Origin of the sequence: Arthrobacter mobilis (assembly GCF_012395835.1) — a bacterium.
In the GTDB taxonomy this organism is placed as follows: domain Bacteria; phylum Actinomycetota; class Actinomycetes; order Actinomycetales; family Micrococcaceae; genus Crystallibacter; species Crystallibacter mobilis.
This window is the reverse complement of sequence record NZ_JAAZSQ010000003.1, coordinates 207,038-225,769: the sequence shown is the minus strand read 5'-3', so window position 1 is coordinate 225,769 and position 18,732 is coordinate 207,038. Positions and strand designations below refer to the sequence as shown.

The following is an 18,732-nucleotide window of genomic DNA, read 5'->3' as shown; positions in this document are numbered from 1 at the left end:
GGCCGGGCAGGGTCCACCAGAAGGGTTTTTAGGCACCATGAAGTCCCACGAGATCGTCCGCCGCTGGCTCGACTTCTTCGAGAAGAAGGGCCACCAGGTGGTGCCCTCGGCGTCCCTGGTTTCCCCTGATCCGTCGCTGCTGTTCACCGTGGCCGGCATGGTGCCCTTCATTCCCTACCTGACCGCCCGCGAGGTCCCGCCGTACACCCGGGCCACCAGCGTCCAGAAGTGCATCCGCACCGCGGACATCGAGGAGGTCGGCAAGACCGTCCGCCACGGTACCTTCTTCCAGATGTGCGGCAACTTCTCCTTCGGCGACTACTTCAAGGAAGAAGCCATCGCCATGGCCTGGGAGCTGCTGACCACCCCGGTCGAGGCCGGCGGATACGGTCTGCCCGCAGAGAAGCTGTGGATCACCGTCTACAAGGACGACGACGAGGCCCTGACCATCTGGCGCGACCAGGTCGGTGTGCCGGCCGAGCGGATCCAGAAATTCGGCAAGAAGGACAACTACTGGTCCACCGGCCAGCCCGGTCCGGCCGGCCCCTGCTCCGAAATCTTCTACGACCGCGGTCCGGCCTACGGGGCCGAGGGCGGCCCGGCGGCGGACGACAACCGCTACGTGGAAATCTGGAATCTGGTGTTCATGCAGTACCAGCGCGGCGAGGGCACCGGCAAGGAAGACTTCGAAATCCTCGGCGAGCTGCCGAAGAAGAACATCGACACCGGCCTGGGCATGGAGCGCCTGGCCATGATCCTGCAGGGTGTCGAGAACATGTACGAAACGGACCAGGTGCGCCCGGTCCTGGACAAGGCCGCGGAGCTGTCCGGCAAGGAGTACACCAGCGCCGAGACCGATGACGACCCGCACCACGCCGACGACGTGCGCATGCGCGTGGTCGCCGACCATGTCCGCTCGGCCCTGATGCTGATTTCCGACGGGGTGACCCCCTCCAACGAAGGCCGCGGCTATGTGCTGCGCCGGCTGATCCGCCGGGCCGTGCGCGCGATGCGCCTGCTGGGCGTGGAGGAAGCCTGCCTGCCGCAGCTGCTGCCGGCCTCCCGGGACGCGATGAAGGGCACCTACCCGGAGGTGGAGGCCGACTTCGAGCGGATCAGCCGGATTGCCTACGCCGAGGAGCGCGCCTTCCTGCGCACCATCGCCTCCGGCACCGCCAGGCTCGAGGACGCCGTCAAGGAGTCCAAGGCCGCCAACAAGCCGCTCTCCGGCGAAGACGCCTTCACCCTGCACGACACCTACGGCTTCCCGATCGACCTGACGCTGGAAATGGCCGAGGAAGCGGGCCTGAAGGTGGACGAGGCGGGCTTCCGGAAGCTGATGGCCGAGCAGCGCGCCCGCGCCCGCGAGGACGCCCGGGAGAAGAAGGCGGGCCACGCCGACACCAGCGTCTTCAAGCACCTGCTGGCCGGCGGCGAGACCGTCTTCACCGGCTACGACGAGCTGACCACCGAGTCCACCGTCCGCGGCATCGTCAGCAACGGTGCCGCCGTCGACCTGGCCGGCCAGGGCGACGAGATCGAGCTGGTGCTCAACGAGACGCCGTTCTACGCCGAGGCCGGCGGCCAGGCCGCCGACGTCGGACTTATCACCGGCGACGGCTTCGTGGTCGAGGTGCTGGATGTGCAGCGGCCGGTCAAGGGCCTGAGCGTGCACAAGGCAGTGGTGCGCGAGGGCGAGCTGCCCGCCGGCGCACGTGTGCTGGCCGCGGTCGACCAGCAGCGCCGGGCCGCCGGCGAGCAGGCCCATTCGGGCACGCACATTATCCACGCGGCCCTGCACCAGATCCTCGGCCCCGAAGCCCTGCAGCGCGGCTCCTTCAACAAGGCCGGCTACCTGCGCTTCGACTTCGCCTGGGGCGAGGGCATCAGCGACGCCGCGAAGTCGGAGATCGAGGAAGTGTCCAACATTGCCATCGGCAACAACTTCCCGGTCGAAACCAGGATCATGAAGCTGGACGAGGCCCGCGCGCTCGGCGCCATGGCCCTGTTCGGCGAGGCCTACGGTGACACCGTGCGCGTGGTGGAGATCGACGGCGCCTGGTCGCGCGAACTCTGCGGCGGCACCCACGTGGACGCCACCAGCCAGATCGGCAGCCTGACCCTGCTGGGCGAGGCCTCGGTCGGCTCGGGCAACCGCCGCGTGGAGGCGCTGGTGGGCCTGGACGCCTTCCGCCACCTGGCCGCCGAGCGTGCCCTGGTGGCCGAGCTGTCCGAAATGCTCAAGGTACCCTCCGCCCAGCTGCCTGAGCGCATTGCCGGGACGCTGGCCAAGCTCAAGGCCGCGGAGAAGGAACTGGACCGGCTGCGCAAGGAGCGGCTGGCCGCCTCCGCGGCGTCCCTGGTCAGCAGCGCGAAGGACGTGGCGGGCGTACGCCTGCTCACGCACGACGCCGGCCAGGTCGGCTCGGCGGACGACCTGCGGTCGCTGGCCCTGGACCTGCGCGGCCGGCTTGGCAGCGAGGCGGCGGCGGTGGCCGTCGCCGGCGCGGCGAACGGGCGGCCGCTGGTCATCGTGGCCACCAACGAGGCCGCCCGCAGCACCGGCGTCAAGGCCGGGGCGCTGGTGAAGCTGGCCGCCGGGGTGCTCGGCGGCGGTGGCGGCGGCAAGGACGATGTGGCCCAGGGCGGCGGCAGCGACCCGGCCAAGGTCGCCGACGCCCTGGGGGCGATCGCCGGCGCGGTTGCCAACCGGGGCTAGCCGGTGACAGTGCACGGAGTGCCGGACCCGGCCGGTCCGCAGCACCTGCCGTCCGGTCCTCCCCAGGGCGTCCGGCTGGGCGTGGACGTGGGAATGGCCAGGGTGGGGGTCGCCGGCAGCGACCCGGACAGTATCCTGGCCACCCCCATCCGCACCCTCAAGCGCGACGCCCGCAAGGACAGCGACATCAAGGTGCTGGTCCGCGAGGCCCGGGAACGCGGGGCCGTCCAGATTTTCGTGGGCCTGCCCCGGACCCTCAAAGGCGGGGAATCGGAATCCACCCGGATGGCCAGGGATTACGCTGCGCGTCTGGCCGGAGCGCTGGCTGCGGAGGGGTTGCAGGTATCGGTTAATCTGGTAGACGAACGCCTGACCACCGTTGCGGCGCACCGCTCCCTGCACACAGCCGGTGTGGGCAGCCGGGACCACCGCAAGGTTGTGGACCAGGCCGCTGCCGTCCAGATCCTGCAGCAGGCGATCGACATGCAGCGGTCACTGGGTCGGGATGTCGGCAGCCCCGTCCAGGCACCCCCGGCGCACGGCCGGGACAGGGCGAGGGACGGTGCCCCAGGCGCCGGACAGGAGGGACCCGGATTGTCGGAGGAAGAACAGGACCGCGCAGGGGAGACAGAGTGAACGGATCCCAGCACAGGCAGCAGCGCCGCCGGGTGGCAGAAGCCGGCCCGGACGAGGGGCTGGACCTGCTGTACCGCCAGCGGCGCGCCGCGAGGATGCGCCGCTCCGCGCCGGCGGGCCATTCGCGCCGGTCGGCGGGCGCCGTCAAGAACAAGAAGCTGACGGCAAGGCAGCGCCGCCGGCGGCGCCGGAACCTGATCATGCTCTCGGTCCTCGGCGTCTTCGCCGCCGGCCTGGTGGGCATGGTGCTCACCCTGCAGAACCTGCTGGGCATGAACGAGCCCAAGGACTTTGCCGGCCCGGGCGGGGCGGAAGTGACGTTTACGGTCGAGCAGGGCGCCGGCCCGATTGCCATCGCCTCCGACCTGACCGAGCGGGAGATCGTCGCTTCCAGCGAGGTGTTCCTGGAGGAGCTTGCCAGCCTGGCGCAGGGCCGCGAGGTCCAGCCCGGGACCTATACCCTGCGGCTGGAGATGCCGGCCCGGGACGCGGCCGAGGTGCTGCTGGCCGATGCCGGATCGAAGGTGGCGTATGCCGCCGTCAACCGCACGCTGCGCCAGCACGAGATCTTCGAGGCCCTCTCCAAGGGCACGCAGATCCCGGTCTCCGAATTCGAGAAACTGGCCCAGGACCCGCAGGCGCTGGGCCTGCCCCCGCAGGCACGGAACCTGGAGGGCTACCTGTTCCCGGGCGAGTACCGGTTCCCGCTCGACGCCACCGCCGAGGACATCCTCAAGGAGATGGTAGGCAACACCCTCGAGCGTCTGGAAGCGGACGGCATCACCGACCCGGACGAACAGTTCCGGGTGCTGACCATCGCCAGCATCGTCGAAGCCGAGGCCGGGGAGGCCGACTACGCTACCGTGGCCGGCGCGATCATGAACCGGCTGAAGCCGGACAACACCGAGACGTCCGGACTGATCCAGTCCGATGCGACGGTGACCTACGGGTTGAACCGCAAGAGCTACGACATCACGCCGGAGGAAAAGGCGGACAAGTCCAACCCGTACAACACCTACGCCCATCCCGGGCTGCCCGCAGGCCCGATCAACTCGCCCGGCGGGCCGGCGATCGACGCGGCGGCCAACCCCAAGGATGTCCCGTACTACTACTGGGTGACGGTCAACCTGGACACCGGTGAGACGAAATTCTCCGAGACCTTGGCCGAGCACAATTCCTACACCCGCGAATACCTGGACTGGTGTGCGAAGCAGGAGGACGGCCGGTGCAGCTGATGCCCGGACCGGCAGCACACCCGGTGCCCGCCGCCCGGCCGGGGCAGGCACCGAAGTACCGGGCCGCGGTCCTGGGCCATCCGATCGGGCACTCAAAGTCCCCGGTCCTGCACCGGGCCGCCTATGCCCACCTGGGCTTCGACTGCAGCTACGAGGCGGTGGACCTGACCGAGCAGGCCGCGGCAGGCTTCGTCGCGGACCTGCGTGCCGCCTCCGGCACGCCCTGCTGGGCCGGATTGTCGGTGACCATGCCGCTGAAGGCAGCCCTGGTGCCCCACATGGACCAGGTCAGCTCTTTGGTGGAGCGCCTCGGCGTGCTCAACACCGTGGTTATCTCCCATGACGGCGGCGGCAGCGTGCAGCTGAGCGGGCACAATACCGACGTCGCCGGCATCGTGGGCGCGCTGGGCCATGCCGGGGCGCCGGCCGGCGCCCATGCCGCCATTCTCGGGGCCGGCGGCACCGCCGCGGCCGCCGTGGCCGCACTGGCCGAGCTCGGCGCCGCGGCGGTGACCGTCTGCCTGCGCGATCCCCGGAAGGCGGCGGGACTGGCGGAGCTGGCCGCCGGCTTTGGCCTGCCTTTCCGGGTGCGCCCGCTGGACGAGGCGGCGGCCTGCCTGGGCACAGCTGACATTGTGGTGTCCACGCTGCCCCCGCGCGCGGCGGACCCGGTCGCCGACCAGCTGGCGGCCGCCGGCATCCTGCCCGACGGCCGTGGCCACGCCGGGAAGGTGCTGCTGGATGCCGCCTACGATCCGTGGCCGAGCCGGATTGCCGCCGCCTGGCAGGCCGGCGGTGGCACGATCGTGGCCGGGATCGAAATGCTGATCTACCAGGCAGTGGAGCAGGTGCGCCTGTTCAGCGGTCCGCTCTTCCGCGACCCGGCGGCGGTCACCAATGTGATGTGTGACGCCGTAGGAGTGGCCCGGCGGTGAAGCACCGCCGGAACATGGCAGTATTGATCACATGTTGCGTTGGTTGACAGCCGGTGAATCCCATGGGCCGGCTCTGGTTGGAATTATCGAAGGTGTCCCTGCCGGGGTGGAGCTTGCCGCCGCGGATATCCAGGGCGCGCTGGCCCGGCGCCGGCTGGGCTACGGCCGCGGGGCCCGGATGAAGTTCGAGCAGGACGTGGTCACCATCATCGGCGGGGTGCGCCACGGCCTGACCCAGGGCGGGCCGGTCGCCATCGAGGTCGGCAACACCGAATGGCCCAAGTGGGAGCAGATCATGTCGGCGGATCCGATCGATCCGGCCGAACTCGAAGGCCTGGCCCGCAACGCCCCGCTGACGCGTCCGCGTCCCGGCCACGCGGACTTCACCGGCATGCAGAAGTACGGCTTCGACGAGGCCCGGCCGGTGCTTGAACGCGCCAGCGCCCGCGAAACCGCGGCCCGGGTGGCTCTGGGCACCGTCGCGGCCAACTTCCTGAAGGCCCTGGGCGTCGAACTGGTCAGCCACACCGTCGCCATCGGCCGGGTGGCAGTGCCCGAAGGCAGCCCGCTGCCGGGCCCCGGCAACGTGATTGCTCTGGACGAGGACCCGCTGCGCTGCTTCGACGCCGAGACCTCGATCGCCATGGTCCAGGAAGTGGACGCGGCGCACAAGGAAGGCGAAACCCTCGGCGGCGTCGTCGAGGTCCTCGCCTACGGCCTGCCGCCGGGACTGGGCAGCTACGTGCATTGGGACCGCCGGCTCGACGCCCGGCTGGCCGCGGCACTGATGGGCATCCAGGCGATCAAGGGCGTGGAAGTCGGTGACGGCTTCGCCACCGCCGCCCGCCGCGGGTCCGAGGCCCATGACGAGATCCTGCGCGACGAGCAGGGCACCATCGTGCGCGCCACCAACCGTGCCGGCGGCATCGAGGGCGGCATGAGCATCGGGGACACGCTGCGCGTCAAGGCTGCGATGAAGCCCATCGCCACCGTGCCCCGGGCCCTGCAGACCATCGACGTGAGCACCGGTGAGGCGGCCAAGGCCCACCACCAGCGCTCGGATGTCTGCGCCGTCCCGGCCGCCGGTGTGGTGGCCGAGGCCATGGTGGCCCTGGTGCTGGCCGAGGCAGTGGTGGAGAAGTTCGGCGGGGACTCGGTGGCCGAGACCCAGCGCAACCTGCGCAGCTACCTGTCCGCGATTCCGCAGTCGCTGGATACGATCGGCAGCTAGTGGGCGCGGCTACGCCCCTGCGGCTGGACCGCCCGCTGGTCCTGATCGGGCCCATGGCCTCGGGCAAATCGACCATTGGACAGCAGTTCGCCGCCGAACACGGGCTGGACTTCGCCGACACGGACAAGCGGATCGTGGACCGGCACGGGCCGATTCCGGGCATCTTCACCGCGCTTGGCGAACATGCCTTCCGTGAACTGGAAGCGCGCGAGGTGGCCGCTCTGGTGGCCGACGGGACGCCGCGGGTCGTCTCGCTCGGCGGCGGGGCAGTTCTGGACACCGGCACCCAGCAGCTGCTGGCCGGCTGCACCGTGGTCTTCCTCGACGTGGACCTGGACACGGTCCGGCCGCGGATCGAACGCGAAACCGGCCGGCCGCTGCTGGCCGGCGACCCCTTGGCCCGCTGGCAGGAGCTGGCCACCCGCCGCCGGCCCACCTACCTGCGCCTGGCCGACGTCGTCCTGGACACCCGCGGCAAGAGCGCCGCGGACGTGGTCCGGGAACTGACCCAACTCATTTCTGAAAGGCAAACCAGTTGACCAACGGCATTCAGGATCCGGCGGCCTCGACCGTCATCAAGGTCACGGGCAGTTCGCCCGCGGAAAACTACGACGTCGTCGTCGGCCGCGGACTGCTGCCGCAGCTGCCCGGCATGCTGGGCGAGCGGGTGCGCAAGGTCCTGGTGATCCATCCGCGCGCGCTGCGCACCACCGGCGACGCGGTCCGGGAGGACCTGGCCGCGGCCGGCTTCACCGCGCTGACCGCCGAAATCCCCGACGCCGAGGAAGGCAAGCACATCCAGGTGGCTTCCTTCTGCTGGCAGGTGCTCGGGCAGAACGACTTCACCCGTTCGGATGCCATCGTGGCCGTGGGCGGCGGCGCCGTGACCGACCTGGCCGGCTTTGTCGCCGCGACCTGGCTGCGCGGGGTCAAGGTGGTGCACATCCCCACCAGCCTGCTGGCCATGGTGGACGCGGCGGTGGGCGGCAAGACCGGGATCAATACCGCCGAAGGCAAGAACCTGGTCGGCGCCTTCCACCCGCCCGCCGGCGTGCTGGCGGACCTGGACGCGCTGGCGACCCTGCCGCAGAACGAGCTGCTCACCGGCATGGCCGAGGTGGTCAAGTGCGGCTTCATTCAGGACGGGGCCATCCTGGACCTGATCGAGGCCAACCCGGACGCCGTCCGCGACCCGGGCTCTGCAGTGCTCCGGGAGCTGGTGGAGCGGTCCATCGCGGTCAAGGCAGGGATCGTCTCGGCGGACCTGAAGGAGTCCGGCCGGCGGGAGTTCCTCAACTACGGGCACACCCTGGGCCACGCCATCGAACTGGCCGAGCGCTACCAGTGGCGGCACGGTGCCGCGGTCTCCGTGGGCCTGGTGTTCGCCGCCGAGCTCGCCCGCATGGTCGGCCGGCTCGACGACGCGACGGCGGACCGGCACCAGGCGATCCTGTCCTCGCTCGGGCTGCCGGTGAGCTACCGGAAGGACCGCTGGGCAGCCCTGCTGGACGGGATGAAGCGGGACAAGAAGTCCCGCGGGGACCTGCTGCGCTTCGTGGTGCTCGACGGGCCGGGCAAGCCCGGGATCCTCGAAGTCCCCGACACCTCGCTGCTCTTCGCCGCCTACCAGGAAATCGCCGAATAACCCCACCCTCCCTTCCCCAAAAGTGGCCGCCGGATCTCCGCCGGACAACCGCCGGCCGGTTTTTGCCGCGGATGGCGGCGGGGACGGGCGCCGGGAGGGAACCGGGGCAGCAGGTAGAATTGTTGCTGGACTTTACCGAACGAAGTTTTCAAGAGCCGAAAGAGAAACTGTGGCGACTACCAACGACATCAAGAACGGCACCGTCCTGAACCTGGACGGCCAGCTGTGGAACGTGATCGAATTCCAGCACGTGAAGCCGGGCAAGGGCGGCGCCTTCGTGCGCACCAAGATCCGCAACGTGCTCTCCGGCAAGGTCGTGGACAAGACCTTCAACGCCGGCCTGAAGATCGAGACCGCCACCGTGGACCGCCGCGACTACCAGTACCTGTACAAGGACGGCGACGACTTCGTCTTCATGGACACCCAGGATTACGACCAGATCCATGTCCCGGCCGCCACCGTGGGGGACGCGGAGAACTTCCTGCTGGAAAACATCAACGTCAACATCGCCATGCACGAGGGCACGCCGCTCTACCTCGAAATGCCGGCGTCGGTGGTCATGGAGATCACCTACACCGAGCCCGGCCTGCAGGGCGACCGCTCCACCGGCGGCACCAAGCCGGCGACCGTGGAGACCGGCTACCAGATCCAGGTCCCGCTCTTCCTGGAGACCGGTACCAAGGTCAAGGTCGACACCCGCACCGGCGAATATCTGGGACGTGTCAACGACTAGTGAGTGCTCCCACCTCCGCACGCGGAAAGGCGCGCCGGCGCGCCGTCGACATCCTCTTTGAGGCGGAACAGCGTTCCGTCCGGGCGTTCGACGTGATCCGTGACCGCCGCGAAAAGACGGACCAGGTCATCAACCCCTACACCGTGGAAATCGTCCAGGGCGTCGTGGCCATGCAGGAACAGATCGACGAATTCCTCTCCACCTACTCCCAGGGCTGGCCGCTGGAAAGAATGCCGGCAGTGGACCGCATTGTCCTGCGGGTGGGCACCTGGGAACTGCTCTACAACGACGACGTTCCGGACGGGGTCGCCGTCAGCGAGGCCGTGGAGCTGGCCAAGGTACTCTCCACGGACGAGTCGCCGGCCTTCGTCAACGGACTGCTCGGCCGGCTGCAGCAGCTCAAGCCGACGCTTCTGGCCTGAACCTTCTTCCTCCCGGATAAGGTTCGGGCCAAGGGTCCCGCCGCCGGCGGCGCCCCCACCTGCCCAGGTAGCGGGCCGCCGTTGTCGTTCGTTGACGGCGCAGAAAGTGCCCTTCTCAACTCTGAAGAGGGCACTTTCTGCGCCGTCAAGGTGTCGTCGCCGCGGTGAGTTTGCGCACTTCCGGTGCGGGACGGGCCGGCAGGCGCCCGGGTCGGCGTCCTCCACTGTGGTACTTTTGAGAGCGCAGCCAACCTGAAAATCCTTTAAATTCCGTCCTGTGAGGCGGGGAAGGAGGGGGCATCCATGAGCATGCCCGGATCGGCGACGTCGCCATTGTCGTCCCGCGTAGTTCTGGCCCAGGCGGATATCGACCGCGCCCTGACACGCATCGCCCATGAAATCCTCGAGGCCAACAAGGGGTCCAAGGACCTGGTCCTGATGGGCATTCCCCGCCGCGGCTTCCCGCTGGCCCGCCGCCTGGCCGCCAAGATAGCCGCCGCGGATCCGGCCGTTTCCGCCGCGGACATCACCGGCCAGCTCGACGTCACCATGTTCCGTGACGATCTGCAGCACCAGCCCACGCGGCCGCCGTATCCCACCGTGCTGCCGGCCCACGGCATCGACGACAAAGTCGTGGTGCTGGTGGACGACGTCCTCTACTCCGGCCGGACCATCCGGGCTGCCCTGGATGCCCTGGTGGACCTGGGCCGGCCCCGGATCGTGCGCCTGGCCGTGCTGGTGGACCGCGGCCACCGCGAACTGCCCATCCGCGCCGACCATGTGGGCAAGAACCTGCCCACCTCCTCCGCCGAGAAGGTGCGGGTACGGCTGGCCGAAACCGACAACGCGGCCGACGAGGTCGTGATCGAGGACTGGAGCCAATGAAACATCTGCTCTCCACCCAGGACCTGACCAAGGCCGACGCCGTGCAGATCCTGGACACCGCCGAGGAAATGGCCGCCGTTTCCGACCGCGAAGTCAAGAAGCTGCCGGCCCTGCGCGGCCGGACCGTGGTGAACCTGTTCTTCGAGGACTCCACGCGCACCCGGATCTCCTTCGAGGCCGCCGCCAAGCGGCTCTCCGCGGACGTGATCAACTTCGCCGCGAAGGGCTCCTCCGTTTCCAAGGGCGAGTCCCTCAAGGACACTGCCCAGACGCTGGCTGCGATGGGCGCCGACGCCGTCGTCATCCGCCACTGGGCTTCCGGCGCCCCGGTGCGCCTGGCCACCTCCGGCTGGATCGACGCCGCGGTGGTCAACGCCGGGGACGGCACCCACGAGCATCCCACCCAGGCACTGCTGGACGCGTTCACCATGCGCCGCAACTGGGCCCGGATCAACGGCACGGCCTCGGCCGGCACCGACCTGGCCGGAATGAAGGTGGCCATCGTCGGGGACATCCTGCACTCCCGCGTGGCCCGCTCCAACCTGTGGCTGCTGCGCACCCTCGGCGCTGAGGTGACCATGGTCGCCCCGCCCACCCTGCTGCCGGTGGGGATTGCGGACTGGCCGTGCACGGTCAGCTACGACCTGGACGAGACCCTGGCCAAGGGCCCGGACGCGGTGATGATGCTGCGGGTCCAGGGTGAGCGGATGAACGCGGCGTATTTCCCCTCCACCCGCGAGTACTCGCGGCTGTGGGGCTTCGACGACCGCCGCCTGGCCGCCCTGGACGAGCACGGCCTGGACGGCACCATCATCATGCATCCGGGGCCGATGAACCGCGGCCTGGAGATTTCTTCCGCCGCGGCGGATTCACCCCGGTCCACCGTGCTGCAGCAGGTGCGCAACGGCGTGTCCGTGCGCATGGCTGCACTCTACCTGCTGCTCTCGGGCGGGTTCCGCAGCAATGCCGGCACCGCCCTGCCCGATATCCGCCCGACGGCGGCACCCGTTCCGACCAAGGAGACCGCTTCATGAGCACCACCGGCAGCTACCTGATCAAGGGCGCCCGGATTGCCGGCGGCGACGCCGCCGACCTGCTGGTTGAGAACGGCTTCATCAGCGCCGCCGGCACATCCCTGTCCGCCGCCGGGGCGACCGTGGTGGACGCGGACGGACTGATCGCCCTGCCCGGCCTGGTGGACCTGCACACCCACCTGCGCGAGCCCGGGCGGGAAGATGCCGAAACGGTGGAGACCGGCACCCGGGCCGCGGCCCTGGGCGGCTTCACCGCCGTGCACGCCATGGCCAACAGCTCCCCGGTGGCCGATACCGCCGGCGTCGTCGAGCAGGTGCACACCCTCGGCCGCCAGGCCGGCTGGGCCGAGGTGCGCCCGGTCGGCGCCGTGACCGTGGGCCTGGCCGGCGAGCGGCTGGCCGAGCTGGGTGCCATGGCGGACTCCCGGGCGGGCGTGCGGGTGTTTTCGGACGACGGCATGTGCGTCTGGGACCCGGTGCTGATGCGCCGGGCGCTCGAGTACGTCAAGGCTTTCGACGGCGTGATCGCCCAGCATGCCCAGGAGCCCCGCCTGACCGAGGGTGCCCAGATGAACGAGGGCGCCGTCTCGGCGGTGCTCGGGATGACCGGCTGGCCGGCCGTCGCGGAGGAGAGCATCATCGCCCGCGACGTGCTGCTGGCCCAGCACGTGGACTCCCGGCTGCACATCTGCCACGTCTCCACGGCCGGCTCGGTGGAAATCATCCGCTGGGCCAAGCAGCGCGGCATCAAGGTCACCGCCGAGGTCACCCCGCACCACCTCTGGCTCACCGACGAACTGGTGCGCAGCTATGATCCGGTGTTCAAGGTGAACCCGCCGCTGCGCACCAACGACGATGTGCTGGCGCTGCGGGCCGGCCTGGCCGACGGCACCATCGACGTGATCGGCACCGACCACGCCCCGCACCCCAGCGAAGCCAAGGAATGCGAGTGGGCGCAGGCTGCCATGGGCATGACCGGCCTGGAGACGGCGCTGTCGGTCCTCCAGCACACCATGGTCGACACCGGCCTGATCGGCTGGTCGGACGTCGCCCGGATCACCTCCGCCCGGCCGGCGCGCATCGGCCGGCTGGCGCACCAGGGCCAGCCGCTGGCCGCCGGTTCCGCCGCCAACATCACCCTGGTGGACCCGGCCGCGCGCTGGACCGTGGACCCGGCGGCAATGGCCACGAAGGGACGCAACTCGCCCTTTGCCGGCCGCGAGCTGCCCGGACGCGTGGTGGCCACCTTCTTCAAGGGCCACCCGACGGTGCTGGAGGGCACGCTGAACAGCCCGCTGCCCGCGGAAGCGGAGTAGGGCCGTGGACAAGATCGGTCCCGGGCTGCTGACCCTCGCCCTGATCGTGGTCCTGGCCGGCCTGATGTTCGCCGGCTGGCGCAGCCGGCTGCGGCGCCAGCAGGATGTGGCCGTGCTGCCTGCCCTCCCGCAGGAGCTGGGGCAGCCGCTGGAGGCGTACGAGGGCCAGTACGTGGTCACCACGACCGCGGGGGACTGGCTGGACCGGATCGGCGTGCACGGCCTGGGCGTGCGCGGCAAAGCCCTGCTGCGCATCTACCCGCACGGGCTGCTCATCGACCGGACCGGCGCCCCGGACATCTACATTCCCCGCCGGCAGCTGGCGGGCGTGCGCACCGAAAGCGGGATGATCGGCAAGTTCGTCGAGAAGGACGGCCTGGCCGTGGTCTCCTGGCAGCTCGGGGACCGCGGCGTCGACACTGCCTTCCGCACCCGCAATGCCGCGGACAAGGGGCCGCTGCTGGCCCGCCTGACTTCATTAGTACCGACCGCTTCACAGGACGAAGAGTAGGAACCACTGTGACCCAGAATCAATCATCCACCTCCGGCGGCACCTCCGACGGGACGTCGAACGCTGCACTGCTGGTCCTCGAAGACGGCCGCATCTTCCGCGGCCGCAGCTACGGGGCCGCAGGCACGGCCCTGGGCGAGGCGGTCTTCGCCACCGGCATGACCGGCTACCAGGAAACCATCACCGACCCCTCGTACGCCCGCCAGCTGGTGGTCCAGACCGCCCCGCACATCGGCAACACCGGAGTGAACGACGAGGACGCCGAGTCCCGCCGCATCTGGGTGGCCGGCTACATCGTGCGCGACGCCGCGCGCCGGCCCTCCAACTGGCGCTCCGAGCGCAGCCTGGACGAGGAACTGGTGGCCCAGGGGATCGTGGGCATCCAGGGCGTGGACACCCGCGCGATTACCCGGCACCTGCGCGAACGCGGCGCCATGCGGGCCGGCATCTTCTCCGGCGCGGCCGCCGCCCGCCCCGAGGCCGACCTGCTGGCCGAGGTCAAGGCCCAGGCCCCCATGGAAGGGGCCCGGCTGGCCGAGGAGGTCAGCATCGAGGCGGCCTACGTGGTCGACCCGGCCGACCACGGCTGGGAGGGCGAGCCGCGCTTCACCATCGCGGCCCTGGACCTGGGCATCAAGTCCATGACGCCCAAGCACTTCGCCCGGCGCGGCGTCCGGGTGCACGTGCTGCCCGCCGCCGCCGGCATGGAGGAGATCCGGGCCCTCAACCCGGACGGGGTCTTCATGTCCAACGGCCCCGGGGACCCGGCCACCGCCGACACCCAGGTAGGCCTGCTGCGCCAGGTGCTCGAGGCCCGCCTGCCCTTCTTCGGCATCTGCTTCGGCAACCAGATCCTCGGCCGCGCCCTGGGCTTCGGCACCTACAAGCTGCGCTACGGCCACCGCGGGATCAACCAGCCGGTCATGGACCGGCGCACCGGCAAGGTCGAGATCACCTCGCAGAACCACGGCTTCGCCGTCGATGCCCCGACCGAGGGCCCGACGACGGCGCCCGAGCAGCGTTTCGGCCGGGTCCAGGTCAGCCACGTGAGCCTGAACGACGACGTCGTGGAGGGCCTGGCCTGCCTGGACATCCCCGCCTTCTCCGTCCAGTACCACCCGGAAGCGGCCGCCGGGCCGCACGATTCGGCCTACCTCTTCGACCGGTTCATCGACCTGATGGCAGCTGAAAAGCAGCATCCGGGCGCGACCGATGCCGCCGACGTCTCCAAAGCCACCACCGACGCCAAGGAAGCCAAGTAATGCCCAAGAGAGAAGATCTGAAGTCCGTCCTTGTCATCGGCTCCGGGCCCATCGTCATCGGCCAGGCGGCCGAGTTCGACTACTCCGGCACCCAGGCGCTGCGCGTGCTCAAGGAAGAAGGCCTGCGCGTCATCCTGGTCAACTCCAACCCGGCCACCATCATGACCGACCCGGAGTTCGCCGACGCCACCTACGTCGAGCCGATCACCCCGGAGGTGGTCGAGAAGATCATCGCCAAGGAACGCCCCGACGCGGTGCTGCCGACCCTGGGCGGCCAGACCGCGCTGAACACCGCCATCGCCCTGGACAAGAAGGGCGTGCTGCAGAAGTACAACGTCGAGCTGATCGGCGCGAACATCGAGGCGATCGAGCTCGGCGAGGACCGCGAGAAGTTCAAGGGCGTCGTCGAGCGCTGCGGCGCCGAGTCCGCCCGGTCCATCATCGTGCATTCGATGGACGAGGCGCTGAAGGCTGCCGGCGAACTGGGCTACCCGATGGTGGTCCGCCCCTCCTTCACCATGGGCGGGCTGGGCTCGGGCATGGCCTACAACGAGCAGGACCTGCGCCGCATCGCCGGTGCCGGCATCCAGTACAGCCCCACCAGCGAGGTGCTGCTCGAGGAGAGCATCCTGGGCTGGAAGGAATACGAGCTCGAGATGATGCGGGACCGGAACGACAACGTCGTGGTGGTCTGCTCCATCGAGAACTTCGACCCGGTGGGCGTGCACACCGGCGACTCCATCACCGTGGCGCCGGCGCTGACCCTGACCGACCGCGAATACCAGCGGCTGCGCGACATTGCCATCGCCGTGATCCGCGAGGTCGGCGTCGACACCGGCGGCTGCAACATCCAGTTCGCCATCGAGCCGGACACCGGACGCGTCGTCGTGATCGAAATGAACCCGCGCGTCTCCCGCTCCTCGGCGCTGGCCTCGAAGGCCACCGGCTTCGCCATCGCGAAGATCGCCACCAAGCTCTCGCTCGGCTACACCCTGGACGAGATTCCCAACGACATCACGCAGAAGACCCCGGCCTCGTTCGAGCCGACCCTGGACTACGTTGTGGTCAAGGTCCCGCGCTTTGCCTTCGAGAAGTTCCCGGCGGCCGACCCGACGCTGACCACCACCATGAAGTCCGTGGGCGAGGCCATGGCGTTGGGCCGCAACTTCACCGAGGCGCTGCAGAAGGCGCTGCGTTCGCTGGAGCAGCGCGACGCCGAGCTCAGCTTCGAGCCGGTCAACGACTTCGAGGTCGCCGACCTGCTGGAGAAGTCCCGCGTGGGCACCACCCAGCGGCTGGCCTACGTCCAGCGCGCGCTGCTCGGCGGTGCCACCGTGGAGCAGGTCTACGAGGCCACCGGCATCGACCCGTGGTTCGTGGACCAGCTGCAGCTGATCAACGAGGTGGCCGCGCAGATCCGCACCGCGCCGGCCCTGACCGAGGACATCCTGCGCCTGGCCAAGCGCCACGGCTTCTCCGACGCCCAGATCGGCAAGCTGACCAACACACCCGAGGCAGTGGTCCGCGGCGTGCGGCACGCGCTGGGCATCCGCCCGGTGTTCAAGACGGTGGACACCTGCGCCGCCGAGTTCGCCGCCTACACGCCGTACCACTACTCCTCCTACGACGAGGAGGACGAGGTGGAGCTGCACGCCAAGCCGAGCGTGATCATCCTCGGTTCCGGGCCGAACCGGATTGGGCAGGGCATCGAGTTCGACTACAGCTGCGTGCACGCCACCATGGCCCTGCGCCAGGCCGGCTACGAGACGGTCATGGTCAACTGCAACCCGGAGACGGTGTCCACCGACTATGACATCTCCAACCGCCTGTACTTCGAGCCGCTGACCCTCGAGGACGTCCTCGAGGTGATCGCTGCCGAAGAGCGCAGCGGCGGCGTGCTCGGCGTCTTCGTCCAGCTGGGCGGGCAGACCCCGCTGAAGCTGGCCAAGGCCCTGGCCGAGGCCGGCATCCCGATCCTGGGCACCTCGCCGGAGGCCATCGACCTGGCCGAGCACCGCGGCGCCTTCCAGCGCGTGCTGGACGCCGCCGGGCTCATCGCCCCGAAGAACGGCACCGCCGTCAGCTTCGAGCAGGCCAAGAAGATCGCCGACGAGATTGGCTACCCGGTGCTGGTGCGCCCCTCCTACGTGCTGGGCGGGCGCGGCATGGAGATCGTCTACGACGAGGCGAACCTCTCCCGCTACATCGCCAACGCCACCGAAATCACCCCCGACCATCCGGTGCTGGTGGACCGCTTCCTCGAGGACGCGATCGAGATCGACGTGGACGCACTCTACGACGGACAGGACCTGTACGTCGGCGGGATCATGGAGCACATCGAGGAGGCCGGCATCCACTCCGGCGACTCCGCCTGCGTGCTGCCGCCGATCACCCTCGGCGCGGACGTGATCACCCGGGTCCGCGCGGCCACCCTGGCCATCGCCGAGGGCGTGGGCGTGCGCGGCCTGATCAACATCCAGTTCGCGCTGGCCTCGGATGTGCTCTACGTGATCGAGGCCAACCCGCGCGCCTCCCGCACCGTGCCGTTCGTCTCCAAGGCCACCGGCGTGCAGCTGGCCAAGGCCGCCGCCCTGATCGGCACCGGCGTCACCATCCACCAGCTGCGCACCGAGTACAAGATGCTGCCCGGGACCGGGGACGGTTCCAGCCTGCCGGTCAACGCCCCGGTGGCGGTGAAGGAGGCAGTGCTGCCGTTCAGCCGCTTCCGCACCCCGGAGGGCACCGTGGTGGATTCGCTGCTCGGCCCGGAAATGCGCTCCACCGGCGAGGTCATGGGCATCGACAAGTACTTCGATACCGCCTTCGCCAAGAGCCAGGCCGCGGCCAACAACCCGCTGCCCACCTCCGGCAAGGTGTTCGTCTCCGTGGCCAACCGGGACAAGCGCTCGATCATCATGCCGGTGAAGCACCTGAACGACCTGGGCTTCGAGATCCTCTCCACCGGCGGCACCGCCGACGTGCTGCGCCGCAACGGCATCCAGACCACCACGGTCCGGAAGGTCGGCGAGGGCGCTGCCGACGGCGAAGGCACCATCGTGGACCTGATCACCGACGGCACTGTGGACATGATCCTGAACACCCCCTCCGGCGGCCAGGCGCGCGGCGACGGCTACGAAATCCGGGCCGCGGCGACGTCGGTGGGCACCCCGGTGATCACCACCGTGGCCGAGTTCGGCGCCGCGGTGCAGGCCATCGAGGCCATGCGCCAGTACGAGTGGGACGTGACCAGCCTGCAGGAGCACGCGCAGAACCTGAAGGCCGTCCTCGATGGCTGAGCCCTTCGGGCAGCGCCTGCGGGGCGCCATGGACCGGCACGGGCAGCTGTGCGTGGGCATCGACCCGCATCCGGGCCTGCTTACGTCCTGGGGCCTGGATGACGACGCCGCGGGCCTGGAGCGCTTTTCGCTCACCGTCCTGGAGGCGGTGGGGGAGCAGGTTGCCGCCGTCAAGCCGCAGGTGGCGCTCTACGAGCGCCACGGCTCCCGCGGCCTGGCCGTGCTCGAGCGCGTGCTGGCGGAGGCCGCCGCGGCCTCCGTGCTGACCATCGCCGACGCGAAGCGCGGCGACATCGGCTCGACCATGGCAGCTTACGCCGACGCGTGGCTGCGGGACGGTTCCGCCCTGGCCGCGGACGCGGTGACGCTCAGCCCGTACCTGGGCTACGAGTCCCTGCGCCCGGCGCTGGACCTGGCCCGGGACACCGGCCGCGGCGTGTTCGTGCTCGCGCTGACCTCCAACCCCGAAGGTGCCTCCGTGCAGCATGCCGGCGGCACGGATTCCGTGGCCCGCCGGATCGCCGCCGCCGCGGCCGCGGACAACCGTTCCGCCGCCGGGCTCGGGTCGGTGGGCCTGGTGGTCGGGGCGACGGTCGGCTCCGCGATTGCGGACCTGGGCCTGGACCTGGCGGCGGTCAACGGGCCCCTGCTGGCACCCGGACTGGGCGCCCAAGGGGCCACCGGCGCGGACTTGGCGGCCACTTTCGGTCCCGCCTACGCGAACGTCCTGGGCACCTCCAGCCGCGACATCCTGGCAGCCGGACCGGACCCGGCCCGGCTGCGCGCGGCGGCCGAACGGACCCTGGCCGGCCTGGCCGGCTAGCAGCTTTCCCACCGAGCGGCCCGGCCGCGCCTCTCCACCCGTGGAAGGG

General features: G+C 69.9%; 16 protein-coding genes. All 16 read left to right on the top strand.

Annotated features, from left to right (window positions below; translation table 11 throughout):
* The first annotated feature begins 37 nt into the window (after positions 1-37).
* The 16 genes from alaS to pyrF all read left to right on the top strand — a co-directional run bounded on the left by alaS (position 38) and on the right by pyrF (position 18,683).
* Positions 38-2,719, top strand: a complete 2,682-nt coding sequence (alaS, locus tag HGG74_RS05825) for an alanine--tRNA ligase (protein WP_168485390.1) — start codon at positions 38-40, stop codon at positions 2,717-2,719.
* Between the two features lie 3 nt (positions 2,720-2,722).
* Positions 2,723-3,355 (top strand): Holliday junction resolvase RuvX, encoded by a 633-nt coding sequence (ruvX, locus tag HGG74_RS05820; protein ID WP_312856757.1) that lies wholly within the window; start codon positions 2,723-2,725, stop codon positions 3,353-3,355.
* Entirely contained in the window at positions 3,352-4,590 is a 1,239-nt protein-coding gene (mltG, locus tag HGG74_RS05815; protein ID WP_312856756.1) for an endolytic transglycosylase MltG, read from the top strand. Before ruvX ends, mltG begins: the two co-directional genes overlap by 4 nt.
* The gene (locus HGG74_RS05810; RefSeq protein ID WP_168485449.1) at positions 4,590-5,525 is read left to right on the top strand and encodes a shikimate dehydrogenase; all 936 of its coding nucleotides are present in this window, start codon (positions 4,590-4,592) and stop codon (positions 5,523-5,525) included. Before mltG ends, HGG74_RS05810 begins: the two co-directional genes overlap by 1 nt.
* Positions 5,526-5,556: 31 nt before the next feature.
* Positions 5,557-6,756, top strand: coding sequence for a chorismate synthase (aroC, locus tag HGG74_RS05805; protein WP_168485389.1), 1,200 nt, complete (start codon positions 5,557-5,559; stop codon positions 6,754-6,756).
* Positions 6,756-7,295 (top strand): shikimate kinase, encoded by a 540-nt coding sequence (locus HGG74_RS05800; protein WP_312856755.1) that lies wholly within the window; start codon positions 6,756-6,758, stop codon positions 7,293-7,295. The genes aroC and HGG74_RS05800 overlap by 1 nt, the downstream gene beginning before the upstream one ends.
* An 8-nt stretch (positions 7,296-7,303) precedes the next feature.
* Positions 7,304-8,401, top strand: a complete 1,098-nt coding sequence (gene aroB, locus HGG74_RS05795; protein ID WP_168485447.1) for a 3-dehydroquinate synthase — start codon at positions 7,304-7,306, stop codon at positions 8,399-8,401.
* 169 nt (positions 8,402-8,570) lie between these two features.
* Positions 8,571-9,134, top strand: coding sequence for an elongation factor P (gene efp / locus HGG74_RS05790; RefSeq protein ID WP_168485388.1), 564 nt, complete (start codon positions 8,571-8,573; stop codon positions 9,132-9,134).
* Positions 9,134-9,556, top strand: a complete 423-nt coding sequence (nusB, locus tag HGG74_RS05785; protein ID WP_168485387.1) for a transcription antitermination factor NusB — start codon at positions 9,134-9,136, stop codon at positions 9,554-9,556. The genes efp and nusB overlap by 1 nt, the downstream gene beginning before the upstream one ends.
* A gap of 309 nt (positions 9,557-9,865) precedes the next feature.
* Positions 9,866-10,441: a bifunctional pyr operon transcriptional regulator/uracil phosphoribosyltransferase PyrR gene (pyrR, locus tag HGG74_RS05780; protein ID WP_168485446.1), complete on the top strand. Its 576-nt coding sequence runs from the start codon at positions 9,866-9,868 to the stop codon at positions 10,439-10,441.
* A complete protein-coding gene (locus HGG74_RS05775; protein ID WP_246262667.1) occupies positions 10,438-11,475 on the top strand; it encodes an aspartate carbamoyltransferase catalytic subunit in 1,038 nt (345 codons plus the stop codon). Before pyrR ends, HGG74_RS05775 begins: the two co-directional genes overlap by 4 nt.
* Complete coding sequence (locus HGG74_RS05770; protein ID WP_168485386.1) at positions 11,472-12,791, top strand: dihydroorotase; 1,320 nt, start codon at positions 11,472-11,474, stop codon at positions 12,789-12,791. The genes HGG74_RS05775 and HGG74_RS05770 overlap by 4 nt, the downstream gene beginning before the upstream one ends.
* Positions 12,792-12,795: 4 nt before the next feature.
* Complete coding sequence (locus HGG74_RS05765) at positions 12,796-13,302, top strand: PH-like domain-containing protein (RefSeq protein ID WP_168485385.1); 507 nt, start codon at positions 12,796-12,798, stop codon at positions 13,300-13,302.
* An 8-nt stretch (positions 13,303-13,310) separates the two neighbouring features.
* Positions 13,311-14,564, top strand: a complete 1,254-nt coding sequence (gene carA / locus HGG74_RS05760) for a glutamine-hydrolyzing carbamoyl-phosphate synthase small subunit (RefSeq protein ID WP_168485384.1) — start codon at positions 13,311-13,313, stop codon at positions 14,562-14,564.
* Entirely contained in the window at positions 14,564-17,860 is a 3,297-nt protein-coding gene (gene carB, locus HGG74_RS05755) for a carbamoyl-phosphate synthase large subunit (RefSeq protein ID WP_168485383.1), read from the top strand. The genes carA and carB overlap by 1 nt, the downstream gene beginning before the upstream one ends.
* Positions 17,853-18,683: an orotidine-5'-phosphate decarboxylase gene (gene pyrF / locus HGG74_RS05750; protein WP_168485382.1), complete on the top strand. Its 831-nt coding sequence runs from the start codon at positions 17,853-17,855 to the stop codon at positions 18,681-18,683. Before carB ends, pyrF begins: the two co-directional genes overlap by 8 nt.
* Positions 18,684-18,732: the final 49 nt, after the last annotated feature.

Excerpts from the sequence above, each read along its gene's own strand:
- alaS (WP_168485390.1), top strand. The coding sequence starts at position 38 with ATGAAGTCCCACGAGATCGTCCGCCGCTGGCTCGACTTCTTCGAGAAG.
- HGG74_RS05810 (WP_168485449.1), top strand. The coding sequence starts at position 4,590 with ATGCCCGGACCGGCAGCACACCCGGTGCCCGCCGCCCGGCCGGGGCAG.
- aroC (WP_168485389.1), top strand. The coding sequence starts at position 5,557 with ATGTTGCGTTGGTTGACAGCCGGTGAATCCCATGGGCCGGCTCTGGTT.
- pyrR (WP_168485446.1), top strand. The coding sequence starts at position 9,866 with ATGCCCGGATCGGCGACGTCGCCATTGTCGTCCCGCGTAGTTCTGGCC.
- HGG74_RS05775 (WP_246262667.1), top strand. The coding sequence starts at position 10,438 with ATGAAACATCTGCTCTCCACCCAGGACCTGACCAAGGCCGACGCCGTG.
- HGG74_RS05770 (WP_168485386.1), top strand. The coding sequence starts at position 11,472 with ATGAGCACCACCGGCAGCTACCTGATCAAGGGCGCCCGGATTGCCGGC.
- carB (WP_168485383.1), top strand. The coding sequence starts at position 14,564 with ATGCCCAAGAGAGAAGATCTGAAGTCCGTCCTTGTCATCGGCTCCGGG.
- pyrF (WP_168485382.1), top strand. The coding sequence starts at position 17,853 with ATGGCTGAGCCCTTCGGGCAGCGCCTGCGGGGCGCCATGGACCGGCAC.